The sequence below is a fragment of the Halomonas sp. 72 genome (assembly GCF_052379785.1).
In the GTDB taxonomy this organism is placed as follows: domain Bacteria; phylum Pseudomonadota; class Gammaproteobacteria; order Pseudomonadales; family Halomonadaceae; genus Vreelandella; species Vreelandella citrativorans.
In genome coordinates this window covers 41,613-68,311 of the sequence record NZ_JBQSYY010000007.1, presented here as the reverse complement: position 1 = coordinate 68,311, position 26,699 = coordinate 41,613, and the positions used below count along the sequence as shown (strand labels likewise).

Annotated in this window: 15 protein-coding genes; 5 read left to right on the top strand and 10 right to left on the bottom strand. The window is 52.5% G+C overall.

All coding sequences use genetic code 11. From position 1 onward, the window contains the following. Positions 1-19 precede the first annotated feature (19 nt). From ACT3T6_RS09180 to ACT3T6_RS09165, 4 genes are all read right to left on the bottom strand, one after another. Positions 20-1,471, bottom strand: a complete 1,452-nt coding sequence (locus ACT3T6_RS09180) for a TolC family outer membrane protein (protein ID WP_193055017.1) — start codon at positions 1,469-1,471, stop codon at positions 20-22. Beyond that, positions 1,471-2,850: an HlyD family type I secretion periplasmic adaptor subunit gene (locus tag ACT3T6_RS09175; protein WP_193055016.1), complete on the bottom strand. Its 1,380-nt coding sequence runs from the start codon at positions 2,848-2,850 to the stop codon at positions 1,471-1,473. Before ACT3T6_RS09175 ends, ACT3T6_RS09180 begins: the two co-directional genes overlap by 1 nt. Before the next feature lies 1 nt (position 2,851). Continuing rightward, positions 2,852-4,609, bottom strand: a complete 1,758-nt coding sequence (locus tag ACT3T6_RS09170) for a type I secretion system permease/ATPase (RefSeq protein ID WP_193055015.1) — start codon at positions 4,607-4,609, stop codon at positions 2,852-2,854. Positions 4,610-4,731: 122 nt separating this feature from the next. Further along, positions 4,732-7,071, bottom strand: coding sequence for a DUF4214 domain-containing protein (locus ACT3T6_RS09165; RefSeq protein ID WP_193055014.1), 2,340 nt, complete (start codon positions 7,069-7,071; stop codon positions 4,732-4,734). Positions 7,072-7,409: 338 nt separating this feature from the next. Between ACT3T6_RS09165 and ACT3T6_RS09160 the strand changes: the two genes are divergently transcribed. Both ACT3T6_RS09160 and ACT3T6_RS09155 read left to right on the top strand, forming a co-directional pair. Beyond that, positions 7,410-12,089: an ExeM/NucH family extracellular endonuclease gene (locus ACT3T6_RS09160; RefSeq protein ID WP_193055013.1), complete on the top strand. Its 4,680-nt coding sequence runs from the start codon at positions 7,410-7,412 to the stop codon at positions 12,087-12,089. Between the two features lie 191 nt (positions 12,090-12,280). Continuing rightward, positions 12,281-13,714: a phosphomannomutase gene (locus tag ACT3T6_RS09155; RefSeq protein WP_193055012.1), complete on the top strand. Its 1,434-nt coding sequence runs from the start codon at positions 12,281-12,283 to the stop codon at positions 13,712-13,714. A gap of 448 nt (positions 13,715-14,162) precedes the next feature. Here the strand turns inward: ACT3T6_RS09155 and aspT are convergent, their stop codons facing one another. The 4 genes from aspT to ACT3T6_RS09135 form a co-directional block, all read right to left on the bottom strand. Further along, complete coding sequence (gene aspT / locus ACT3T6_RS09150; RefSeq protein WP_193055011.1) at positions 14,163-15,854, bottom strand: aspartate-alanine antiporter; 1,692 nt, start codon at positions 15,852-15,854, stop codon at positions 14,163-14,165. A 77-nt stretch (positions 15,855-15,931) separates the two neighbouring features. After that, positions 15,932-18,628, bottom strand: a complete 2,697-nt coding sequence (locus tag ACT3T6_RS09145) for a beta-eliminating lyase-related protein (protein WP_193055010.1) — start codon at positions 18,626-18,628, stop codon at positions 15,932-15,934. Between the two features lie 725 nt (positions 18,629-19,353). Beyond that, a complete protein-coding gene (locus ACT3T6_RS09140; protein ID WP_193055009.1) occupies positions 19,354-21,933 on the bottom strand; it encodes an ABC transporter permease in 2,580 nt (859 codons plus the stop codon). Further along, positions 21,930-22,766, bottom strand: a complete 837-nt coding sequence (locus tag ACT3T6_RS09135) for an ABC transporter ATP-binding protein (protein ID WP_407647903.1) — start codon at positions 22,764-22,766, stop codon at positions 21,930-21,932. Before ACT3T6_RS09135 ends, ACT3T6_RS09140 begins: the two co-directional genes overlap by 4 nt. Between ACT3T6_RS09135 and ACT3T6_RS09130 the strand changes: the two genes are divergently transcribed. After that, on the top strand, positions 22,765-23,436 hold the full coding sequence (locus ACT3T6_RS09130; RefSeq protein ID WP_193055008.1) for an arylesterase: 672 nt from the start codon (positions 22,765-22,767) through the stop codon (positions 23,434-23,436). The genes ACT3T6_RS09135 and ACT3T6_RS09130 overlap by 2 nt on opposite strands. A gap of 140 nt (positions 23,437-23,576) precedes the next feature. Here ACT3T6_RS09130 and ACT3T6_RS09125 read toward each other — a convergent pair whose 3' ends face one another. Together ACT3T6_RS09125 and ACT3T6_RS09120 are read right to left on the bottom strand one after the other, a co-directional pair. Further along, complete coding sequence (locus ACT3T6_RS09125) at positions 23,577-24,464, bottom strand: DMT family transporter (protein ID WP_193055007.1); 888 nt, start codon at positions 24,462-24,464, stop codon at positions 23,577-23,579. After that, on the bottom strand, positions 24,461-24,730 hold the full coding sequence (locus tag ACT3T6_RS09120) for a SelT/SelW/SelH family protein (RefSeq protein ID WP_287077975.1): 270 nt from the start codon (positions 24,728-24,730) through the stop codon (positions 24,461-24,463). Before ACT3T6_RS09120 ends, ACT3T6_RS09125 begins: the two co-directional genes overlap by 4 nt. Positions 24,731-24,812: 82 nt before the next feature. On the opposite strand from ACT3T6_RS09120, the gene ACT3T6_RS09115 reads away from it, so the two are divergent. Then, positions 24,813-26,126 carry an MFS transporter gene (locus ACT3T6_RS09115; protein ID WP_193055006.1) on the top strand — a complete coding sequence of 438 codons (1,314 nt, stop codon included), beginning with the start codon at positions 24,813-24,815 and terminating at the stop codon, positions 26,124-26,126. 303 nt (positions 26,127-26,429) lie between these two features. Next, positions 26,430-26,636 (top strand): PA3496 family putative envelope integrity protein, encoded by a 207-nt coding sequence (locus ACT3T6_RS09110; RefSeq protein ID WP_087107752.1) that lies wholly within the window; start codon positions 26,430-26,432, stop codon positions 26,634-26,636. Positions 26,637-26,699 lie beyond the last annotated feature (63 nt).

Sequence of the window (26,699 nt, the reverse complement as noted above, 5' to 3'; positions counted from 1 at the left end):
TAACGGCCATAGTTGCTGACTACCGGGCTACCTGCACTGACGTAGACATCGAGGCCAGTAGCGCCATGATGCGATCCAGGTCCTGGCTCTCTAGACTGCCCACGGCTGATTGCAGCGCCAACATGTCCAGCGCATAATTACCTACCGTATCGACATACTGGATACGTTGGTCGTAGAAGCTTGCCCGTGCGTCTAGCACATCGACCAGGTCGCGCAGACCTAGCTGCTCGCCCCTTTCAGCCGCGTCCAGGAAGAGTTGGCCTGAGGCAATTGCCTGATTCAGCGCTTCCAGGCGACGCTGCCCGCCGTTCAATGCTCGAATACGGCGGCGAACTTCCTGCATGGCCAGATTGCGTTCGTTATCAACCGTTGCCTGGCCTGCTTCGATGCGTCTTTCGCCTTGGCGCACGCTGGCATTGGTATAGCCACCGCGATAAATAGGCACGCTTAGCTCAACACCGGCCCGGTAATCTTCACTTTCTCGCAAAACATCATCACTAATGCGGTCAGAGTAACTGAGGTTCAGGTTAAGCTCTGGGTAATAGCCCGCACGCCTGACACCGGTATCCGCTTGGGCAATTTTTTGCTGCTCGGTCGCCAGCAGGACATTAAGATTTTGCCCTGTACGCGCTAGCCATTGTTCTGCCTCACCCATCTCGTCATCCAACGTTACGTTGGATAACTCGCTCGGCGGGCTGCTTGCAAAGGAAGGCATCACTCCGGTCAGGCGCTCTAGCTCACTTAGCGCATTATCCAGCTCGTTTTCCGCTTCTACCGCGTCTGATACCGCCTGGTCGTAACGGGCTTGAGCCTCCAGTAAGTCAACGCGGTTCCCCACGCCCAAGTCAAAGGCGCGGCTTGCCTGGCGCACCTGCAAATCGAGCGACTCCTGCTGAGCTTCGAGCAAACCTGAGCGCTGGGCTGCCAGATAAGCTTTTATGTACGCTTCGCTAACTTGCATCGCAAGCTCTTGCTCAATAACGGCTAGCTGAAGTTCAGCGGCGCTTACCTGGGCGCCCGCAACATCGACGCTACGCCAGCGCTCAAGACTAAAGAGCGGCTGCTGTAGCTGGACCTGCCAATATGCTTCGTCTATTTCACCGGGACGTTGGGTGTTACCAAACTGATCTATCTCTTCAACGGTTTGAATATTAGTTGAGTCTTGCCACAAGTATCCGCCCGTAGCGGTTACCTGAGGCAGCAACCGTGAGCGCGCCATGGGAATTTCTTCCCGCGTGGCTTCAAGCTCAAACCGCTGGCGTGACAAATCAGAGTCGTGTTCCAGGGCACGAACGAACAAGCCCGGCAGCGAGGGCAGCGCTTGAGGCTCGCCGGTTGCATCGTTTAGCGCTTCAAATTCGTTCAGCGACTGCTGATCAACAGGCACATCGCTTTGTGAGAATGCCGCATGGCTAAACAAGGCAACCGCAATGCTGAGCGCACTTAAGGTAAAGCGTGGCGTCCGTGTCATTAGTCCTCCCGGATAGCGCGAGCCAGCATATCGGTAACAGGCTTGGCGATGTAGCTGGCAAAGGTACGCTCACCAGTACGGATCATCACTTCGGCAGGCATGCCAGACAGTAACTGCATCTGCTCAGTCATATCTTCGCGGCCTTCGTCAGTAACACGTATACGCGTTTTATAATAGCGCTGCCCAGTCGCCTCATCTTCAAAGCTGTCGGCACTTATGTGGATGATTTCGCCATCAATAACGTTAGTGAGACGCTGGTTAAAAGCCGAGAAGCGAATTTCGGCGAGCTGCCCCAAAAACAGGTTATCAATATCGCGCGTGGGCACACGAGCCTCGACCACAAACCCGTCATTGGAAGGCACAACATCCATGATAGAGTCACCTGGGCGAATAACGGCACCCACGGTATATACCTGTTGACCAACAATAGTGCCCGATACGGGCGCGCTTACTACAGTACGATTCACCTGATCGGTCAGTGAGGTAATGCGCTCTTCCGCTTCGGCGATCTGCGACTGAGCGTTACGCAACTGCTCACCCACTTCAGCCTGAAACTCCTGCTGAGTGGTCTCTTTCTGCATGCGGTTTTCACTTATTTGCGAGCGCAGCTGAGCCATATTGGCCTGGAACTCGGCGTTGTCACCTTCGTATTGCAAGATCTGGCGCTCAAGCTCACGAAGGCGCTGATTATCACCCAGCCCCTCACGGTAGAGCGAACGGAAGTCTTCGGCTTCAGAGCGCAGCGAGCTGATGCGCTGATTATTAACCCGCGTGCGTGCTTCCAAGCCATCGATCTGCTCTTGCATCTGGACGATCTGCTCATCCATGGCTTCCAAGGTGCTGAGAAGCGACTGGCGACGTGCCTGAAAGAGACCTTGCTGCACGGCGGTCACCTGCTGAGCACGCTCGTTGTCGACAGAGCTGAGCTCTTCGGGCATTTCCAGCAACGAGGCGCCTTGCTGCTCTGCCAGTAAGCGCACTTCCATTGCCCGGTTGATGTAATACTGGGATTGAGCAATTTCCAACTGTGAACGCACTTGGGTGTCGCTCAGCACCACCAGCGGCTGGCCGGCTTCTACCTTGTCGCCGTCAGACACCAGCAGCTCGCGCACGATGCCACCTTCAAGGTGTTGAACGGTGCGCTTGAACGACTCCATTGATACATTACCTGGAGCAACCACGGCAACGGCCAGGGAGGCGGTCACCGACCACACTATGAAGCCACCTAGCGCAATACCCAAAATCGCGTAGCCCAGCTTGCGATAGCCTTTATCGCTGGTAGGCAACACTTCCTGGGCTTCACCGTCAATGGTGGCGGGGCCTTGCGGGGTCACATCTATTTCGTTTTTAGCCGGAAGCTGGTCTTTACGGTTGCTCATCTTACGACTCCTCACTGCCGCCGCTACGGCCACCGGAAATAGCGGAAAGGCGTGCTGCATTCTGCTGCGCGACTTGGGGGCGTTTCTTGGCAAACTGGGCGAGCACCTGGTCTCTAGGCCCGAACATGCTTACCTGGCCCTCTTTCATGACCAGTAGCTTATCCATGGATTTGAGGACACTGGTCCGGTGGCTAATCACAAACAGAGTTGTGCCTTCGGCTTTCAAATGAGAAATCGCTTGGCCTAGTGCGCGCTCGCCTGCTTCATCCAGATTGGCATTGGGTTCATCCAGCACCACCAAGACAGGGCTGCCATAAAGCGCTCGAGCCAAACCAAGTCGCTGTCGCTGCCCTCCAGAAAGTGCGCCACTAGTAGAAGAGATAATAGTGTCGTACCCGTTGGGAAGCTCCAGCACCATCTCATGCACGCCGGCTTTTTTCGCAGCTGCAACTACTTCCGCAGAATCAATATTGCCAAATCGAGCGATGTTCTCGCTGATAGAGCCATCAAACAATTCAATATCTTGAGGCAAGTAACCAATATAAGGACCTAATTCGTCTCGGTTATAGTGATTAATCTCAGCGCCATCAAGGCGTATATCGCCAACTTGAGTTGGCCAGATACCCAGCAGCACGCGAGCCAAGGTGGACTTACCGGCCGCACTAGGACCAATAATGCCAACATGCTCGCCTTTGGCTACACTGAAGTTGATACCACGAATAGTTGCCATACGCGTGCCCGGAGGCGCTGCAGCGACGTTTTCAATATCGATAATACCTTGAGGTGCCGGTAGCGACATGCGGCGTTGATCATCAGGTATTTGGGTAAGTAAATCATTCAGCCGACTATAGGCGCCTCGTGCGGCAACAAAGCCTTTCCAGCCACCAATCATCTGGTCGATAGGTGCCAGTGCACGGCCCATCAAGATAGAGCCTGCAATCATCATGCCTGGTGTCATATCACCATTGAGCACCAGCAGTGCCCCCAAGCCAAGAATCAAGGACTGGAATAGAAGACGCATTACTTTAGATGTATTCGTTAATGCACCGGCGCGGTCGCTTGCCTGGGACTGCTTGGCAAGAAACTCATGGTGGCGCTTGGACCAGCGGCCCATGATGCCAGGCAACATGCCCATGGCATGCAGTACTTCTGCGTTTCTCAAGTTGGAGTTAGCCAGGTTTTGCGCCTGGATTTGCTCGCTATTGGCTTCTGCTAACAGGCCTTTTGTTGATTTTTCATTGACCAAGGCAAGTACGAATAAAATGATGCCAGCGCAGGTGGCAAATATGCCCAGCCATGGATGAAAAATGAACAAAATACCAAGATAGATAGGCACCCATGGAGCATCAAAAAAGGCAAACAGGCCGTTTCCCGTGAGAAACTGGCGTAAGTTTGTTAGATCATTTAACGGTTGGGCACTTTGCGTACCTGGAGCAACAATGCTGCGGCGAAACATTGCACTATACAGTCGTTGATTAATCGTGGTATCCAGCCGATTCCCAATCCTGACCAGCATCCGCGACCTTACAAGCTCTAGTCCGCCCATCACCATAAAAAGGAACACCACCACCAAGGTGAGCATGACAAGAGTGTCGAGGCTTTGGGTAGTAAGTACGCGGTCATATACTTGGAGCATATACATCGGGGGAACAAGCATCAGCAGGTTTACAAACATGCTGAAAAAACCCACCGATACAAACGAACCCTTACAGGCGCTCAATGCACGCTGCAGATCCGTTGCTTCCTGTTGCTTTGCCATGGAGGGATCACCGTTGAATCAAAGAAGTCACGCGAAGATTAATCGCGGCAGCATAACAGAAACGCCCCTGCCAAGGGTAGGGGCGTTACAAGAGCAGGATTTATATATTCAGAACGAAAATATTATCCAAATAGCAACATGCTTTCGTCAGACTCGGAAAAACCAACCATTACCGCACCTTTCTCGGCACCGTTGGCCATTTCATCAAGCCAATACTGTTTACCTGCCGCGTCTGCCGCTCGTTCGAGCACGTTGGAATACATTAGTTCAACAAAGGCGTCATCCTGTATGCCTACATGGCGCTCGTTGAACTCATCAGAGGCAATAAAGCTGTTGGCAATAGTGTCAAGGCTTGCACTCTGGCTGACGTCCAGCCAGTAGCCCAGGCCCGCGCCATCGGCATCGCGTTCAAAGGCCGCATCATACAGTCGTAGGAGAGGATCAACCGCTTCGCTGAGCACAGCGTCATCGCGGAATGCCAGGTTCTGAATGCGCAGGTCTTCGCTACTCGACGTTTCAGCTTCGCTGAACGGTGTTTCGCTATACATGGCGCCCATGTATTCGGCGAAGGCGTCTTGCTCACTCCCCTTCTCAGCGAAGTCGAACTTGCCATCCAGCTCATAGGCTTCAAGCAGATCAACGCGTTCAAGGTATCGGTCTTCTCCTAGCGGATAACCGTCGCCGCCGTCGGCCATGAAGCCCAGGGTAACGACTTTTACGGTTGCGTCTGCATCGCCGACCAAGCGCCCGTTGGCCACCAGTACGTCATGAATTTGGCCGTCTTCGTTGAGAATGGCGGCACTTTGAATACGCTGCCCTGCAGGCTGCTCCCAATCGTAGCTGTACTGAACGCCGCCCACCTGGGCAAACTGGCCTGCACTGATATCAGGGGCGGCGGCCGCTACGGCATGCTCTAACACGTCAAGCAGCGTGCTGCGGTTAACCGTCAGGATGGCCAGGTCATTATTGAAGCGCAGTGCCGAAGCGGCGTCCAACTGAGATACACCACCTGCTGGCTTGCCGATGGCATCATTGGCAGACGGTGCCTGATAGCTGGGCTCGCTATCGCCGCCTTGCACGACGACTTCGCCAATCGCTTCACGAATACCGCCGCCGTTCTTGAACGAGACCATGACATCGTCATCCAGCTGGCGGGCATACCAGAGGTTGGCGTCGGCAGTGAGGTTCCCGAGATTGGTCTCTTCGGTGCGCACCGAGCCGCGTTCTCCCACCAGATATACATCGGACAGGCCAAGAACATTGCCATCCTGGTCGGCCACGAACTCACCCACGGCACCGACAAGGTCCTGGGCAATCTGGCCTTTGGTTCCGTCAGCAAAAGCGTCTTCCAGGCTGCCCCACAGAGCTTCTACCTGCTCATCCGTCGAGGCGTAAACGCCTGAAGTAGCCTGCTCAATCGAGTCGGTGACGACGTGGCCATTTTCGTCAAATTCGACCACTAGCTGAGCGACATAGCGCCAACCGGCATCGGTGTTCACGATGACCACGTCATTACCGGAAACATCCTTGGTGAGAATCGGGTAGGTGTCATACGGCTCGCCCGCGCCAGGAAACAGACCGCGGTCAATGTCATTTTCATTGGCTAGCAGCGAGTCCGAACCACCGGCGATAACGATATCGACGCCGTCCAGCAGGGTCGCCAGTTCTTCTTCAAACTGAATTTGCTGCAAATGCGCACTCAGGATGATCTTATTGATGCCTTGCGCCTCCAGGTCATCAACCACCGGCTGAATGATAGCGGCCAGGGCCTGCATATCATTGCTGCCACCTGAGAGCACGTCTACACCGCCTATCGATGAAATACTCTCGAGAATCTGGGTGGTAACACCGATAATGCCAATCTTTTCACCGCCACGTTCAGCAATGACTGCCGGGGCAAGCTTGGGCTTGTTCGCATCAGCCAGCACTTCTTCAAGCGTCGACTGAAATGCATCGTGTGAAAATATCTCGTTGGTGGCCAAACCGCTAAGCGCTGAATCCTCTGAGAAGTCCAGGTTGGCAGATATATAGGGGAATTGGGCACCCAGCCACGCTACGTCGGCAGCACTTTCACCATTGACCACGGGCGCGAGCATGTCGGCAATCAGGTCGGTTCCCAAGTCGAACTCATGGTTGCCCAGCGCCACTGCTGCGGCATCGACCAGATCCATCAGCAGCGTTTCAACCCGCCCCGAGGCGGCTGTAATACCACTCATGGAGCCCGTTTCCAGTCCGTAAATATCCTCTACGGCGGTCTGGAACGCAGCTTGTAGGCTCTCTTCAGACGCAGCACTTAAATAGGGCCCAGGCAACACCAGATCCCCCGAGCTCACAAACAATGAGTTGGCGTACTGGTTTTCCAGGTGGTCGACGATGGAAACGAAATTGGGTGCGTTCAGTAAGTCCCCGCCACCCCCTTCCATATCAGCGGCGTGCAGAAGCTGTAGCTGAAAGTTGCTCATTGAAATCCCCTTCTTTTTTGAGTATTCGCCCCTTCAAGCGATGAGGGATGTTACTGAGCTAACAGTGACGGCTATATGACACTTTGAATAAATTCGTGCAAAAAAACGTTTTATCCAAGAGTTCAATGCTTGGGCAACGGTTTGTATCACAGCGTCAATATGGATATCTAAAACGTCACAATCATGACATACCCAAGCGTTAGGTTAGGTAATCACGTGATATTGCGAACGATGGACGCCGCATATTGACAGGGTCTTGTCATGCATGTCGCTTGCAACATGTGCATACATGACCCAAACCACAAACGAATGACTGCTTACCTGGACGGAAAATGGACATGAATAACCAGATCATTGTTAGCTCGTTGTACCAGACGCTGCTGTTACGCCAACCCGATGATCAAGGACAGCGTTACTGGGCGGGTTTGCTGGATCGCCGTGAAATAGATGTCGAGGGTGTTGCACGCAACCTGTTGGCCAGCACCGAGTTTAACGAAGTGATTCAACCGATCACCCAGCTTTATACCACTTACCTGTTGCGATCAGCCGATACAGAGGGCCTCACCTACTGGGCCAACACGCTGCGTGAAGAATTAACGCTGCAGGAGGTAACTGAAAGCTTCAAGACTTCTGCCGAGTTCCAAACGATTGCTACGTATGACGATACAGCCTGGCTTACTCAGGCGTATCAGGGGGTACTGGGACGCGTGCCGGAGCCCACTGGCGCTGACTACTGGCTGGAATTACTTTCTACTGGCGCTTCACGTGAAAACATTCTACAAGCCATCGAGGCGAGCAACGAAAGTCAACAGTTAGCGCCGTCCAGGATGCTGCAATCTCTCGCGGGTGAAGGTGACAATGCAACTGATACTAGTTTCGATACATTGCTAGGCCATCTGATTAACCAAATCGAGGACGAGGCAACCCAGCCTGAACCCGAAGAACCGGAACAGCCTGTAGAACCGGAGCAGCCCGAAGAACCGGAGCAGCCCCAAGAACCGGAGCAGCCCGAAGTACCGGAGCAGCCCGAAGTACCGGAGCAGCCCGAAGAACCGGAACAACCCGAAGTACCGGAACAGCCCGAAGTACCGGAACAGCCCGAAGAACCTGAGCCGGGAAAAACACCCCAACCCGATTTTCAGCTTGGCGAGCGCTACTACCAGGGCGCATCAGACGCATCAGCAGCCATTGCCATTGATGAGCAACTAATGCTGGTCGCGGACGATGAAGATCAGACCCTACGCCTTTATGACCGCGAAACGGGCGGCGCGCCGCTTGTGGCAATTAACCTGAACGATGCGCTGGGTCTCAGCGATAGCCAGGAAGTGGACCTCGAAGCCGTGGCCACCTACCAGGGAGTTCAATACTGGCTAGGCTCGCATCAAAGCGGCCAGCGCTCGATGATATTCACTACAGAAGTGGCCGGTGATAGCGCTGACACATTCGATATCAGCGTGACCGGCCAGTTTACCGATCTAGCCAAACAGCTCGCTGCCTGGGATGCGAACAACGAGCATGGTTTAGGGGATAACGCGCTGAAACTGGAGCTGGGAATAAATGTTGAAGGTGCGGTGTTTATCGACGAGACCCTTTACCTTGGCCTGCGGGCGCCGTTGGACGACGATTTCGCCCAACTGTTACCAGTCTCCAACGCTATCGACTTGGTAAATGGCAGCGCTACCCAAGCATCATTTGGCGAGCCGCTGCGGCTGGATCTTGATGGCCGGGCCGTGCGCGCCATTGAGCCTGCTGGAGAAGAAGGTTACTTGATTCTGGCAGGTCCTGTAGATGATGGCGATGACGCTGGTTTTGGACTCTATTTATGGGACGGACACCATGCTGCTCGCGAAATTGACGGCATCGATCTAAACACCATTCCTGAGGCGCTCACCGCAAAACCCGAAGCGCTTTTTGACGTAAAAATGAGCGATGCAGGTATTTCAGCCAGCGTGCTTTTTGATAGCGGTACGGTCGACTGGTTTGATGATGGCCGGTCTTCGAAAGACCTTCCAGATAGCCAGCAGCAGTTTATCGGTACGGATATTATGTTTGACGCGCTGCCGGATATGGCCCCGCGTGCAGGCGATATCGCCGTTACGGCCGTTAGCGGTAGTGACAAAGAGTTTCAGTTTGTTGCACTACACGGTATCGCCGAAGGGGCAGAAATTACCTTTACGGATTCCGGCTGGACGGGTGATGGCTTCCGAGCCAATGAAGGTGCAGTGAAATGGACAGCGCCTGCAGGCGGTGTTGCCCCAGGCACAGTGATTTCTCACACTCAAAACGCTGACCAGTTCTCTAATGCCAACAGCGCGGCGGTAGGTAATGGCAGTTTCAACCTTTCCGTGGGTGGCGACCAGGTTATTGCGTTTGTGGGTGAAGATACAAACCCTACCTTTATCTATGCCATTCAAACCAATAGCAGTGAGTGGCAGGAAACCGCCACAAACTCCAATAACTCGGCCCTGCCGCCAGGCCTGGAAAATGGCACGACGGCCATTGCCGTTGGCAGCGCGCGTAACGCGGCCTTTACCGCCGATGGTTACGGTACGGCAGACGCGCTTTTAGCAGCGATTGGTAATCCAGATAACTGGACCTTCGAGCGCAATGCCCTGCCCGATAACGCAACGATGGAATTTCGTATTGGCACGATGGAGGCGCCTTATGTGCCGGGTGAAAGTGACATTGGCCTAGTCATTACCGAGATCTGGCCAGGGCAAGCCGGTACGGATATCACCGAAGACTGGTTTGAAATCACCAACCGTTCTGGTGACACTCTGGACTTTGCTGAATCTCCGCTCTACTACGACGACGACAGCGCCAACCCGCAAGATGCCGTGCTTATCGAAGGCCTGACCACGCTGGCACCGGGCGAATCCTCCATTGTGATCGTCGATGGTGGCATTGATGCCGTGGCCCAGTTCCGTGAGGCCTGGAGCAACATCAGTAACATCGACAGCCTGAAAGTTGGCTTTGCCGACAATGCCGCCGGTTTGGGCAGCGGTGGCGATGCCGTCACCCTCTGGCAGGGCGACCCGCGTATTGATGGCAATAAAGTTGCCTTTGAAGCCTACCCCGACACGTCAGATAACGACGCCGCTTCGTGGAACGTGGACCGCCAAGCGTTCACGCAGACAGATGAAGAGAGTGCAGCTAGCTCTTCTGCCGCGGGGGGTAATAGTGGCGACGTACCCGCCCTCGCCTATCCTGGCGTTGCCATCAAACCGGAGCCCGAAATTACGCTGATTTCGACGGTTCAGGGTGAAGGCGGTACCAGCGCGCTAAATGACGAGAATGTCACGCTAGAAGCGATCGTTACCATGGTGACGCCCGGTATGGATGGCTTCTTTCTGCAAGAAGAAGATGAGGACAACGACGATAACCCGCTGACCTCCGAAGGAATCTTCGTTTATGCAGGGAGTGGCAGCAGTGAATGGCTTGAGCAGCTCTCTGCGGGCGACCAGATCCGTATTGGTGGCACCGTTTCAGAATTTTATGACAAGACTCAGCTTACCGCTGACCGCTCCAGTCTCGACATTCTGGCTCGCGAGCAGCCTCTGCCCCAGAGCCAGGCCATCAAGCTACCTTTTGCCAACAAACAGGGCCTGGAAGCGTTTGAAGGCATGCGTGTCGCCATTAAAGCACTCGATGGCGAGCCGCTAGTGGTTACTGAGCTTTACGAGCTAGGCCGTTACGGTGAAGTTACGCTTTCTGCCAACGGCCGCCTGGAGCAGTTTACTGAGGCCAACGCGCCGAGCGTGGAAGGCTATAGCGCTTGGCTCGAGGACGCAGAAGCCCGCACGATCAAGATCGATGATGCCAACTCGTCGCAAAACCCGGACCCGATTATCTATGGTCGTAACGGTGAAGAGCTCTCTGCTACCAACCCGCTACGCGGGGGCGATATGCTGGACACCCTGGAAGGTGTACTGGACTTCAGCCATGGGGAGTGGAAAGTACAAAACGTTGATGGCTTGGATTTCTACGGCCCCGACCGCCCCGCCACACCGGATACCGATGCTTTGGGCGATGCTGAAATCAAGGTTGCCTCATTCAACGTACTTAACTATTTCAATACTCTGGATGAGAACAACAATAAAACAACCACCCTTGACGGCACTGAGCACTCACCGCGTGGCGCCAATAACGCTGAAGAGTTTTCCCGTCAGGAAGCCAAGATCGTTAACGCAATCAATACCAGCGGTGCCGATGTAGTGGGCCTGATGGAAGTTGAAAACAACGGCTTCGGGGAAGACAGTGCCATTGCGGCCCTTGTTAATGCCTTAAATGCCGATGCCCAGCTAAAAGGTCTTGACGGTGTCACATGGGACTACAGCACTCCAAAGGATGCTGAAGGTAATATCGCAAGCCCTGGTACTGATGCAATAGCGGTGGGTGTGATTTATAACAGCCAAGCGGTGACACCTGCCGGTGACGCTGCCACCAAGACCGACGGCGCGTTTGCCTATGGCAGCCGCCCTCCGGTCATGCAGACCTTCACCGACGATAACGGCGAGCAGTTCTCCGTAGTCGTCAACCACTTCAAGTCAAAGGGCAGTGTGATCAATGGCGAAAGTGCCATTGGTGACGGTCAAGGCAACAACAACCCGACACGCGTTGAAGCAGCCAAGGAGCTCCTTGAATGGCTGGAAAGCAATCCAACAGGCAGTGACGATCAAGACGTACTCATCCTGGGTGATTTGAACGCTTATGCCATGGAAGACCCTATCACGGCGCTGAAAGAAGCAGGGTTTGAGCTGCTCGATGACGACTATAGCTATGTCTTTGATGGCTTCTGGGGGTCGCTGGATCATGCATTGGCCAGCGAATCACTGACCCAGCAGGTTACCGGAACCACGACTTGGCATATCAATGCAGACGAAGCGACTGCATTGGATTACAACACGGAGTACACCTCTGAGCGCCAGGTCGAGAACCTGTACGCACCGGACCCATTCCGCAGCTCTGACCATGACCCTATTTTGGTGGGCTTAAACCTAAGTGCGGCAGAAGCCTAAAGAGTTCCACAACAACCATTCTTAAACGCTCATTATTGATGGCCTCCGCTTGCGGGGCCATTTTTTTACGCCTTCGAATAACTCCCCGGCTACAGCTAATCCATGGCTCCGGCTTTACAGCGTGTTAAATTCATTGCGTAAACTTATTATGCTTACTATTTCACACCGGCTTTTAATTCTGGAGAAACACGTTGAGCTCAACACGTTTAGCAGCGGCCATTATTGCTGACAGCGGCATTGCCTTCGGTACCAGCGGCGCACGAGGACTAGTAGAGCAATTTACTGACGAGGTATGTGCCGCATTTAGCGTGTCATTCATTTCTGCCATGCAGTCAAGCTTTGACGTAAAACGGATTGCAATCGGCATGGACCTCCGCCCCAGCAGCCCAGCCATGGTAGCAGCGTGCACTGGCGCCGCCCACGCCATGGGTGTTGAAGTTGATGACTATGGCGTACTGCCCACCCCTGCACTTGCGTTGCAGGCCATGACAGATGGTATTCCCTGCATAATGATTACCGGTAGCCATATACCTTTTGATCGTAATGGGATTAAGTTCTATCGGCCTGATGGCGAAATTACCAAACAGGATGAGGATGCGATCTTTACCTCAACTGCGCGAATGCCAGCAGAGGTGCATCCAGTACGCAATGTCGTTTCTGATGCAGCCAGCGAGACATACGCCCGGCACTTTACCTCGTGGTTTACCGGCGAGCCGCTAAAAGGATGGCGCATAGGGCTATATCAGCACTCTGCTGCTGGGCGTGATTTAAACGTCCATATATTGGCCGAGCTAGGTGCCGATGTGGTTATACTCGGTCGTAGCGAAACCTTTGTTCCAGTGGATACCGAGGCAGTAAGCGAAGAAGATCAGGCAAAGGGCAGCGCATGGGCAAAACAGTACCAGCTGCATGCCCTGCTCTCTACTGACGGTGACGGCGATAGGCCTCTGGTCGGCGATGAGACAGGTACTTGGCAACGTGGTGATGTGGTGGGCTTACTGTGCGCGCGAGCGCTGGGGATTGAAGCACTTGCTGTTCCAGTAAGCTGTAATACAGCCATTGAAGCATGCGGTGCGTTTAAAAAGGTTGAACGAACACGCATCGGTTCGCCCTATGTATTGGCCAATATGGCAACGCTCAGTAAGCAGTTTGATCGAGTCGCAGGCTTTGAAGCCAACGGTGGCTTTTTGCTAGGTAGTGAGCTGGAAGTAGACAACCGTGCACTAGCAGCACTCCCCACCCGCGATGCACTTTTACCCGCGTTAACCCTGATGATAACAGCTGCCCAACAAGGTATCAGGCTGTCGCAGTTATTTGCCAACCTTCCTTTACGATATACCGCAAGCGACCGACTTAAGGGCTTTCCTACCTGGCAGAGCAATGCTCTGTTAGCAACGTGGCGAGAAGCCCCTAAAGAGATGCAGGAAGCTTTAGGCTTCGCAGCGCCCATTAAAGATATAACTACAATTGATGGCTTACGCATAACGCTGGAAAACAACGATATTGTGCACTTGCGCCCTTCCGGCAATGCCCCGGAACTGCGCTGCTACTGTGAATCAGACTCACAGGCAAAAGCATCTGCCTTGGTTCAGAGAAGCCTGGCTAGCCTCGCTGCCCTTGCTTAAGCCAATCGATTTACAGTAAGAAAGCAAAACGAGAGAGGCTCCTTAGAGCCTCCCGCGCGTTGCGGCCATCCATAGCCGGAGAACCATTTGTTCAGTATAGCGATTTATAAAGCCGACAGCGACCACACACCACTGTCGCGTTCTTTATCACCCACAATTCAATTCAGGAAAGAAATCAGACCGCTATCATAACGCAGCCTGAGGTGACTTTCATCGCATCCGCGTCAGGTACTGCATGAATGCCGTTCATGGCGACTAGATCAATTGCTTTGCTGGGTTGAGCTTTCGTCAGTTCTCTTACTATGGATTGTTGACGTTTCATGTTACTCGCCAAAAGATCCCACTCGCCTTGGCAGCACCGCATCTTAATTAAAATTAACACCTTCTAACAGATCCGACAGCGATATAGCTCTACTTTTCACACCCCCTGCGCAGGGCCACGTCGTCGCTATGATAATAATATAACGATAACCATGCCCCACAGTGTTAAGAACGTATTACTGACAGCGTAGGGCACGGTATATCCAAGCATGGGCACATTGCTTTTTGCTTGTTCAGACACCATAGCGACAGATGCCGTGCTCGTTCTCGCTCCACCGCAACAGCCAAGATTAACAGCAGGATCGAAACGAAAAATATATTTACCAATCAGTGGGGCGAGGATCATCGGAACAGAGGTTGCAAATAGCCCCCAAAAGAATATCTCGAAGCCGACTTGTTGAAGCCCAGCAATAAACGTGGGACCCGCCGTAATCCCCACTACAGCAATAAATATATTTAAACCTACCGAATTCATAAACCATAGCGTTGCACTTGGTACTGTACCCAGCTTCGGTATAAAACTACGTAACCAGCCAATAAGAATACCCGCAATCAACGCGCCGCCCGAAACGGAAAGCGTGATCGGGACTCCATCGATTGGAACAGTTATAGCACCAATTAAACCGCCCAAAACGATACCGGCACCCACTAACACCATATCCGTAATACTGGTAGGGCGATCAGCAAAGCCATATTCACCAATTATGTCGTCAATATGTTTCTTCGTACCGTTAATAGTTACGATATCACCACGATGTATTTTAGTTTGCGCATATAAAGGGATATCTACGCCCATTGAGCCTCGCCGAACACGTGTAACGTAAACACCTCGAGCCATAGGCTGCTGAGCGAGCTCAATGAGTTTTTTCCCATTTGCTTTTTTATTGGTAATAAAAACATCAACCGATTCAACAGGTATATTCAAAAGCTCTGGATCAGCAACTTCCTTAGCCCGATTGCTCCACTCAACTAACGCTTCATGATTACCTGAGACAGCAACAATATCGCCTACTTGTAGAACGGTATCGCCATCAAAGGGAATAATCTTTTCTCCACGGCGCAAGTTTTCCAGGAACAGGCGCCCATCAACACTGGCTTCTGCTTCTGATACCGTTTTACCGGCAATCAAGCCGGGCGTGCTAAGTTCATAAGCTCGAATGATGTATTTATGCCATGCGGAATGCATACCATCTTCGGAAGCGCCGACTGACATCTCTTTTTCGTAGCGCTTACACTCTTCCTGTAGGTTAATGCGTAAAAGCTTTGGACCCAGAAAAGCGATGATCCACCCGGTACCCACTGTTCCAAATAAATACGTAACGGCATAGGCGACGGGGATGAGATCTAATTGCTGCTGAATTTCCTCAGGTGAAAGGTCAAGTTGACTTATCGCATTAGTCGCAAGGCCTATTGAGGCGGAGATAGTTTGTGTTCCTGCAAGCAAGCCTGCCGCCAAGCCCGGACCATACCCTGAAATAGAAGCGGCGATATATACAGAAGCCAGGCACAGCATCGATATTACAATGGCAAAAATTGCCTGGGGAAGTCCATCACTTGCAATACCGCGTACAAACTGAGGGCCAACACCAAACCCGACAGCAAAGAGAAACATAATAAAAAAGATGGATTTAATTTGTGAGGATATATCAATACCTAACTGCCCGATAAGCACTCCCGCTAGCAGCGTTCCCGTGACAGCGCCCAAGCTGAAATTACCAAGCTTAATCCCGCCTACCCAATAACCGATTGCTAAAGCTAAAAATATTGCTAGCTCCGGACTTCCTCTTAGAATAGCTACTACCCATTCCCAAGTCGCCATATCAAACAAGCTCCGAAAGTTCGCCCCTTTCATCTATTATGAAAGGGGCGTAGTCAAAGAAATACGTAGAAGAAATATTAGGGGGTATCAGATGAAGAAAGCTTTAAAAGCTGAAGACCTCTGTTGGCTTCATAGCCGTGCACCTCTTTAACATCCAGCTTGCGCATGAAAGATATTGTTTCTTTACTAATAACTTGCCCTGGAACCAATATAGGGAAACCAGGCGGATAAGGGATTACCAATTTCGCTGACACCATGGGCGGGCCATCTTGTAAACGACGGTCACATTCGTCGCTAAATAAACCGACATATTCGCAATTCTCGGGGCTCCAGCTTTTGAAAAATGCATCACGAATATCTCCCTCAACCGCCACACCTGCAACGTCGTTTCGGTATGTTTCGTGAAAGTAGCTAAAATTAGGCAGGTCAGGCACATCACTCATCAAACTGTAGACGCGTTCGTTAAAGCTTTTTTTACCCTCTTCCCCTAAATGACTTAGTTTCTTCCCAAGTTCCGTTACAATTTCAAGTAAAACGTGTACCAGTTGCGCTACATCGCTTCTCGTATTATTGATATTGGTTTGTAAAAGCACCGAGTTACGTGATGTTTTGTTAACCTGAATTTCATATTTATCGGCCAGCAAACTCTTGAACTGTGTTCCATCGAACCCAGCTGTGCCGCAAATTAGAGTGATACGTGTAGGGTCCAAAAAGAATTCATCGTCGCGAATGGCGAGTACTGCATCGCTCCAATTGATGCCTTGGGCTAAAAAGTCCTCAAAACCGCTCGAGCGAAATTCTCTCGGAATCATTTCATCGGCACCTAGTACGCGGAAGTATTTCGATATTAACGGATGTTTATTTATTTGATTGCGAATATCTAACGCCATTTGAATCGAATTACTGACTAACCCGTACCCCTCCAACTCCATTTGCCTGCGCGCAACGTCCATTGATGCAATTAGCTGCTGGTTGGGGCTTGTTGTCGAATGAGTAAACACAGCTTCATGCAGCTGGGGTTCAATACCGTAGAAATCCACGTCTTTAACAAGAATCATGGACCCTTGTCGGATCGCTGACATCGACTTATGCGTAGAGTTCGTTTGATAAACACGCAGCTTCACTTTACGAGGATCAGGTATTAAACGCGTATTGAGTAATGCCTCATCATTAGGTTGTTCTCCTAGCTCCTCCTGCTGTTGCTCGTAGGCGGTGATTGAAGCAGGATCGTCCAGCCATGCTTCAATATTGCTGGCTGCTCCCATCGCCGTGCGCGGGCGCAAGAAAGGCGACCAGTGAGCAAAACCAAACCAAGCTTCATCCCATAGGAACACAAGGTCGGGCTTAATGGCGAGACACTCTTCCATCACGCGTCGTGTATTATAAACGTGACCGTCAAATGTACAGTTAGTCAAATCAACGACACGAACACGGTCTAACTTCCCTTCTGCTTTTAATGACAACAGTGCTTGTTTGATGGTCCGTAACGAAACAGCGCCATACATCGAATACTCTTTCATGGGAAAGGCTTCGACATAATAGGGCAGTAATCCGCCTAGCACAGCGCCATAGTGATGCGACTTATGGCAATTGCGGTCAACAATAATAATGTCACCTGGCTGGGCAACGGCCATTAGTACTATTTTGTTTGAGGTGCTGGTGCCATTCGTGATGAAGTAACAGTGATCCGCCCCAAATGCCCTTGCTGCCTTTTCTTGTGCGCGCTTAATATTACCGGTTGGCTCTAGCAAACTATCTAAACCGCCTGTTGTTGCCGACGATTCAGCTAAAAATAAGTTGCGTCCATAAAACTGCCCCATGTCGCGAATCCAATCGGAGTGAAAAACCGATTTACCTCGTGCAATGGGTAACGCATGAAAGGTGCTAACAGGACGTTGGGCATAACGTTTTAAATTGTCGAAAAAGGGCGTTTCGTAGCGAACGCGTACCCCTTCAAGAATGGCCAGATGTAACTCAATAGGCTCTTCGACCGCATAAAGAACGCGACGTATACAGATTGAACGAGGGTCACTTGCAATATTTTGGGGACGTTGATCCGACATCAGATAAATATCAAGCTCTGGCCGATGTGCTGACAACGTTGTTGCTAACTGTAGCGCCAAATGATCGTCATCCTCATGTATATTGAGGTCTGACATCATTCTTTCTAGCTGCGGTACAGGCTGGTGGCTCGCGAAATCAAACCCGTCGAAAATAGCGACTGCACAGATATTACTATTTACCGCGATAGCACAAAATGCGTCTTGAAAATTATTGACAACGAGTGGCTCGTAAATAAACTCATCTTCTTTTTGGCGCTGGCTGCGCATCAGCCTGATATTACGATTGATGAGATCGCCGTTGTCAGGCGCTACCACTAATACTTCAAAATAGGGGCGATCCGCTGTCGTTGTGGACGATGTATTCCGGTCAATATCTTTCTCAGTGTGAGGTAAAACCTCCCATTCGTGGGGGTCTTCTTTGTAATATCGAGCTAAAATTGAAAAAGAGATCCGCCCGACCAAAGCATTAAATGCTTCCTTTTGGTCGGTCTCAATATAAGCCGCCAGCGCTTCTATTAATTGTGCACCTGGGTATGCATGTAGCATTTCGATAGCGCTCAATTGATCAAACACACGTTTCACTTGATCGACACTCGCTTTGTCTGATGACCACTTTCGTGCTACCGCGAGTAACTCGCGCCAGTGATCTGATCGCAGCCCACTCAGTGTAAAAATTTGATCAATATTTGAGTATGTAACATCAGTATGCATTTTCTAGTCCCCTTACTGGCTTTGTTTGAGGTATTGATACGCTTCGTGCCTTGGGTGCACTAGAAAAGCCGTGACCCGTCAGAATAAGAAATCTTTAAACAAGACAAACACTGTCACCTAAAAACTTTACTCTAACTTATCAACCGCTTACTGAACTTTATGATCCTTCAAGCAAGACCCGTCTTTTTTTTGATACGTAAATTACTATGTTCTTGTTTTTTTAATACGCTTCAGCTACTAGCTCATAGCATTAACAAACATTAGAAAAAATTCACATTTAGCTAAAAGTAAACGATCTTTTCAATTTGCGCAATTCCTCTTCAGCACTGTAAAAAGCAGTCACTGCAGTGGTTTAATAACGCCGGACGTACACTCAAGTGGTAACATTACTATCCTAATAAAAATATAGAATGATCAGTCAACGGTGTAGTCTTACGATTGAATTTAAACAGGAACTTTCCAGCCCGATAGTGGATCGAGAGTAAATCTGTTCCCGGCCATGTGCCTCATTGGGTTTCAGTGATAGCACTGAGTATTCGCTAACGGGTCGAAAACAACTCCCAGCGGCTGTCGCTGCCGATAGCGTTGTCGACTATATTCGATATAAACCTGACACATTCGCTTTAAATTAATCCTCATGTTTTCCGCTGTTAATAGCGGAGACACTTCATGGCCGCCATGAAGTGAAAGCTCCTCTGGCTACCCGTGTAAAACTTCAAAATCCCCTAGGCCTCCCCAAGCAACCCCAGGCTCGCTGCGGGCGCCTGACGGCGTAGCCCCCGCGATAGCGCATGGCCGATAAATCCGATCAGTAGCGCGCCTCCAAGGGGTAACGCTAACCATAAGGTGAGGTGAAAGCGCGGCGATAGCTCTAGCCAGTAGAGATAGAGTGCGGCGGTCGCGACTTCAGCCAGTACAGCGCCCATTAAACCGCTGGTAAAACCCAACAGGGCATACTCAGCCCCTTGGACCCGGGAAATCATTCGCTGGCCTGCTCCAAAGACACGCAGTAGGCCACTTTCATGGGCGCGTACCGGCTGGCTTGCGGTCAAGGCAGCATAGAGCACGCTGACACCCGCCAACAACACCAGTACCAGTACAAGCTCGATGGCACGCGTCACCTGAGTTAGCACATCACGTACCTGGCCTAAAATGGCATCAACGTTTATTAACGATACACCGGGGAAGTCGCTCACCAGTTGGCGAATTAGGCCTTGCTCCTCGTCAGGCAGATGAAACGCAGTGATATAGCTATGTCCAAACGACTCCAACACGCCCGGCGGGAAAATCAAAAAGAAGTTGGGCTTAAAAGTGTCCCAATTGAGGCTGCGCACGCTGGTGATACGTGTTATCAGCTCATCACCGCCCACAGAGAAGGTGAGCGTATCATTGAGTGATAGTCCCAGCCGGTCAGCCAGGCCTTCTTCAATGGAAACAGGCACAGTATCGTCAGATACTGCATCAACCGCGCCTAGCCAGCCTTGTGGTTTATAAACGGAAAGCTCATCAACGGGTGCTTCACTTGTGAACCACTCCCCCGCCACTATCTGGTTATCTTCCGGTAGTTCGGCCTGCCAAGTCAGGTTCAGTTCGCGGCGCAGAGAGCCGTCGCCTCTGGCATCCTCAGGTACCGCTTCCATGGGAGGCTGCTGATTAATAGCGGTAATACGGCCACGTACCATGGGATACAGCGTGCTTTGGATATCAACACGGGGCGCCACGGCTTGCTCAAAGGGGTCTCGCTCATCAGGTTGGATATTAATGGCGAAGTAGTTGGGCATGTCATCGGGCAACTGGGCCTGCCAGGTTGAAAGCAGGTCACCACGCACCAGAACGATCATCGCCATGGCAAAGAACGTGACAGAGAATGCCAGTAGTTGGCCCACGCCTGCCTGACGGCGACGCGCCAGTTGGCGCCCGCCCAGGCGCAGCGCCTGTATCCACTCGCTTGTACCCGTTAGCTTTTTTATGCCGTAAAGAATGCTATTGAGTAGCAGCGCGCTGATGCCCCAAAGCGCACTAAGCATGATACCTCCCCCCAATAGCAGAGCGACCGCCAAAGGCGCACTACCGGAATAGAGCCATAGCAGGCCGCCAAATACGGCAGCGGCAACACCGGCTACCCACCAGGCGGCAGGAGGCAAAGGGTCCAACTCTCGACGCAGCACTTTCAGCGCACTGACCTGTTTAATGCGTAATAGCGTTGGCCCGGCAAACCCTACCAGCACCGCCATCGCCGTTAATACGCCCAGCCATAGCGGCATAATGCCCGGCGGCGGTAGCGTAATAGGTAAAAAGCTGGTCAAAAGATGCAGCAACAGCGCCTGTCCCGCTACGCCGAGCAGTGCGCCAAGCAAGGACGCCGCCAACGCCAGCCCGATCAGCTGTAGGCTAAACAGCATGACAAGCTGTTGCTGGCTAGCGCCAAAGCAGCGGAGCAATGCTGCCGTGTCCAGATGGCGTTCAACATAGCGCTTTGCTGACATAGCGACCGCGACCCCGGCCAGCAGTACGGCGGCAAGCCCTGCCAACCCCAGGTAGCTGTCTGCACGTTGCAGTGCGTTACCTAGTTGCGGCCGGTCCACCCGAACATCACGCACCTCGACCCCTTGCTGGCGCAACTCGGTGAGTAATCCTTGCACGTTGTCGATGGCTTGAGGAGGCCCGGCCGCCAATAATTCGAACTCGACACGCGAGCCTTCCTGAACAAGACCGGTTGCTTCCAGGTCCGCCGTATTGAGCATCAAGCGGGGATTAAAATTACTAAAGCCAGCGGATTGATCCGCTTCGCGTTCGATAATGCCGCTGATGGTTAACTCGGTTCGCCCTACCTGTACACGGTCGCCAAGCTCTATCTCAATCAACTGTGCCAAGCGCGGGTCTGCCCATGCCTGGCCCGCTGGTGGCCCCGAGGCTATCTGTTCGGCCCCCTCCCCTAAATCGACACGCGATACGCCATAGTGCGGGTACACGTCGTCCACGGCTTTAAGGCTAGCGGGTTGAAAACGGTCCCCCAAGCTGATCATGGAGACCAGCCCGACCTGGTCGCTTAGCGTAAAGCCTGCCTCTTCCAGCGTCGTGCGTAGCGCTTCTGAAAAAGGGGTGCGCTGCTCCAATACGATATCCCCTCCCAGCATTTGCCCAGCCTGACGCTCAAGGCCGCGCTCTAGCCGGTCGAGAAAAAAAGCGATCATGGTGGAGGCGGCAACCGCCAGCACAAGGGCGACAAAGAGCGCACGAACATCCGCCGAGCGTAAGTCACGCCTTAAGCTTCTGGCGGCCAGCCGCCATGGCATATCGCTCATTGCCCCTCTCCTGCCACGCTGGATTCAGCAGGTACATCAGCAGGTACAAAGGGGATTAGTTGCCCTTGGGTTAATTGCAGGCATCGATCACAGCGGCGTGCCAAAGCGTGGTCGTGGGTGACCAGGATAAGCGTTGTTCCAACCTCATGATTCAAGGTAAACAGCAGGTCGATCACCTGAGCGCCGGTATCAGGGTCGAGGTTGCCGGTCGGCTCATCCGCAAACACCAGTTCAGGATCGGTGACAAACGCCCGGGCAATCGCCACTCGCTGCTGCTCGCCGCCCGAAAGCTGCTTGGGTAGATGGTCTACGCGTTCACCCAATCCCACTTTAGCAAGCCATGTTTGGGCAATATGGTCTTCTCCGGCGCGCGGTGAAAGCTCCAAAGGCAGTAACACATTCTCTAGCGCGCTTAAGGTGGGTAGTAGCTGAAAGTTCTGGAACACAAAGCCCACGCGCCCAGCTCTTAACGCCGCACGGCCATCCTCATCCAAACGACTAAGCGCCTTACCAAACAGCGTGAGTTCGCCATCGCTGGGGGTATCCAACCCGGCGAGCAGGCCCAACAGGGTTGATTTTCCAGCCCCGCTTTTACCTAAAATGGCGACGCTTTCCCCAGCTGCTACGCTTAACGACAGTTGATCCAGAATAGTTAGCGTGCGTTCGCCACTGGTCACTTTCTTCGATAGCATTTCTGCATGCAGTACAGGCCGACTCAACGGGGCATGGGGAACCTTGCCCTGTGCAGTGGCGTCGGTAATAGAGTGGCTGTCTGCTTGTGGCGATGCATCAGCGTTGGACGAGTATGCAGCTTTATCTGAGGAGTAAGGCATGAAGCGAGGCATCCCTGTGGCATGGCAAAAACGTAACGGTATGGTAACTGGCTACCTAGTGGTTCTGATAGTCACCTTAAGCGCTCCTGCGATCAACGCAAGCGAGCCCCCTACCGTACTCATTATGGGCGATAGCTTGAGTGCTGCTTATGGTATCGAACATGAGCAAGGCTGGGTCACCCTGCTGGAAGAGCGCTTGGACGACCAGGCAACGGTGGTAAACGCCAGTATTAGCGGCGAAACCACCTCAGGGGGATTACAGCGGTTTAGCGCCATTTTGGAGAAACAACAGCCTGATATCGTGCTATTGGAGCTGGGTGGCAACGATGGTTTGCGTGGCCTTGCGCCCAATCAAATGCGTTCAAACCTGGCCAGTATGATTGAGCAAAGCCAGGAGATTGATGCTCAGGTACTGCTGTTAGGTATCGATATTCCCCCCAACTATGGCCAGGCCTACCGGGATGCCTTTACCGGCGTTTACTACTCCCTGGCCGAAGAGTATGACGTGCCGCTGTTGCCGTTCTTATTAGAGGGCGTGGCACTTAACGAACAGCTTATGCAGGAGGATGGCATCCACCCCACGGCCGAGGCACAGCCCCTGATTCTAGATAACGTGTGGCCTGAGCTTGAACCACTTTTGGGCGGTGGTTATCAGGCATCGGCCAACTGATCACAAATGGTCTTCGCCGCCCAAGGTTGAGGCAAGGAAAGCTACGCTGGCCACAGAGGCTCCGACACATAGAGCGGCTTGATGGCGCATCATGCTTTTCCTGTACCCAACCCATGCGCAGCGGGCGATAAAAATGGGACTTATTGCTCGACAGCAACAGGCTTCACCTGAAGCTGCTGAAGTGCCAACCCAAATAAAATCAATCCCAATCCAATAAACGTAGAGAAAAGCAGAGGCTCATCAACCACTAAATAAAGCAGCATCAGCGAAACCGGAGGCGAAAGAAAAATCAGGGTCGAGACTTTCGCTGTGCGTGAAACCTTATGAACGGCCATTTGCCACAGGACAAACGCGATCCCCATTTCGAACAGCCCAACATAGACCCCGGCACCAAAACCTTTCCAGCCATGCCATTGAAGCCCAGGCCCCATAAGCAATAAAACGGTTAACACCGGTAGTCCAACGGTAAAGTTCTGCCACTGCCCGACGATAGGCTTGCGACAATCACGTGCATTAAACAACCAGTAAAGCGCCCATAACAGAGTCGATGAAAGCGCGAACAGCACGCCAACAGGGTCCGCAAACGACACATTGAGTACCGCGCCCCGTGTCGCAATTACCCATACGCCCGCATAGGCCACCACACCTGCCAAAACATCCACCCGAGTTAACCGCTGCCCCAGTATGGGAACCGCTAGGAATGCCATCGCTAGCGCCCATGTATAATTAAGCGCCATCGCTTCCTGGCCAGGCAGGCGATCATAAGCAGCAAACAGCACCAAGTAGTAAGCCACGGGATTCATGATCCCCGCCCATAAGGCGGTTTTCCATCCGCTGGTTAACGCCTGCCTCATAGCACCTTGTTTAAGCACCAGAGCGCCCATTAAAAGCCAGGAAACCAACGCCGCAAGCCACATTAATTCAACTGGCCCCATCAAACCCAGGCCGACTTTAAAAGCAGTCGCCACCGTTGACCACAGCGCCACAGCACCTAACCCGTAAAGAATAGCCTGACGATCCTGGTTCATCGGTCGATATGCCCCAGGTCACGGTGCGGCTCGATCTGGTCGCGAACGCGCTGTTTCAGCACTTTGCTGTCCGGAAAGCCACTATCACGCTTGCGTTCCCAAATTAAGGTGTCATCACACCAAATTTCAAAGGTACCGCCATGCGCAGGTGCAAGGGCCACCTCATCTAAATCCTCCCCAAACGTGGAGAGTAGTTCCTGAGCATACCAGGCACTGCGTAAAAGCCATTGGCATTGCGTGCAATAGCGAATCTGGATCCGTGACACTTTCGGTCTCCTTACCCATATAATGGTGGCATTCTGTCGCTGCATTTTGTCATTCCAGGAGTATAACCGCCAAGGAGCTGTCATGGCTGGACCCAATATTTCTCAAGCGCGTGTTTTTGAGTGGCTAACGGGCGATGAGGACAGTCGACTCTGTGCTGATATTCCGGAGCAGGCCTGCGCCGAACAACCACGTAATTTTTTTCTGCACTTATGGGCCTCCCTGGGGAATAAGCTTGCTGACGAGCTATCCAGCGCACGCTTGGTGCTTCCCTGGCTAATGGGGATTATCGGCACACCCATCTGGATGGTGGGGCTGTTGGTGCCTATCCGTGAGTCTGGTGCCCTGTTACCCCAGATATTCGTGGCGGGCTTTATTCGTCTAAAACCCAAGCGTAAAGGCGTTTGGGTTTTAGGTGCGCTGTTCCAGGCACTTGCCGCATTTGCACTTGCTGTTTTGGCACTTGTGGGGAGCGGAAGCCTGGGTGGCGCTGCGGTGTTAGCTGTACTTGTGCTGCTCTCCTTGGCACGCGGGCTTTCATCAATTGCCAGCAAAGATGTCATGGGCAAAACCATTGCCAAACGCCGCCGAGGCGCCCTGATGGGGTGGAGCGGTAGCCTAGCGGGCGGCGCAACCCTGGCGGCGGGTGGCGTGCTGATGTTGCTGGGTAATCAACCAGGCAACCTCGCCCTCGCTGTACTTTTAAGCATTGCCGCCTTCAGTTGGCTACTAAACGCGCTCTGTGTTGCACGTATTAAAGAAGTACCAGGTGCAGTGGAAGGTGGAGAGAGCGCTTGGGACAGCATCAAGCTTGGCTTATCGCTCTTAAAAAAGGATCGCACGTTTCTACATTTCAATGTTGCCAGAGCATTGCTGCTCTCCAGCGCACTGGCGCTACCCTACATTGCGCTACTCGGCCAGCAGCAAAGCGGCTCTGATTTGGGTGGGCTTGGTCTGCTTGTCGTGGTATCGGGTCTTGCAGCAATGGTGGCAAGCCCTATCTGGGGTAAATTAGCCGACCAATCCAGCCGCCGTGTAATGCGTAATGCGGCTATTGGCACCGTTACCTGCTGTTTACTAGGTGCTGGCTTGGCCTGGCTACCCGGCACTTGGACTCAGAGTGTTTGGCCATATGCCTTGGTGTATGCGTTGCTGGTGATCGTCCACCACGGTGTCCGCCTGGGGCGCAAAACCTATATTGTAGATATGGCGAGTCAGGATGACCGGGCTCTGTATGTTGCTCTTTCCAATACCTTAACCGGCCTGCTCATGCTCGTCGTCGGCGGCGTTATTGGCGGGCTGGCCCAATGGCTAGGTAGTGCGGCGTTGCTGTTGCTTTTGGCGCTTACGGCGGCTGGGGCGGTGCTTAGTGCGCTGAAACTGCCAGAAGTGGAATAACAAACATGATTGCAATGCAACGCTCTCCACAACGCCCGTTTTGATGAAACAGGCCACCTGGTGTATTTCATCGGCGTACAAAAAGATGTTACTGAGCGCGTGGAGGCACAACTGGCTTTGGCTGAATGACAAAGCAGTGATAACACCGCTCATCAAGCACAGGACTCATTAATTAACAGCTAGCTCTTGACCTTCAGCCCATGTAGCGTTATATAGCGGCTAGGCGCTGCTACAGCGTTTGGCGCTTCTTTCAAAAGAAGCCATCGTGACGCCGGCCTGCCGGCTTGGGTTGGAGGGCATACCATGAGCCGTGACCCCTTAAATCGTGAGAACTACTCAGCAGAAAACCTTGAAGCTGACGAATTCGATAATCTTGATGCCGTAAACGATGATCAATACGGCAAGCATAAACCAAGCAAAGCCGACTCGTTACGCGCCCGCCGACAGGTAGAAGCATGGCTTGAAGAGCGTCGTTTACAGCGTGCCATTGAAGATGATTGGGATGCGTAAATAGCTCCTGTAAGTGGGCAGCGAGCCAGTTGCCCTCTTCGTCACCATCCAACGCATCACAAA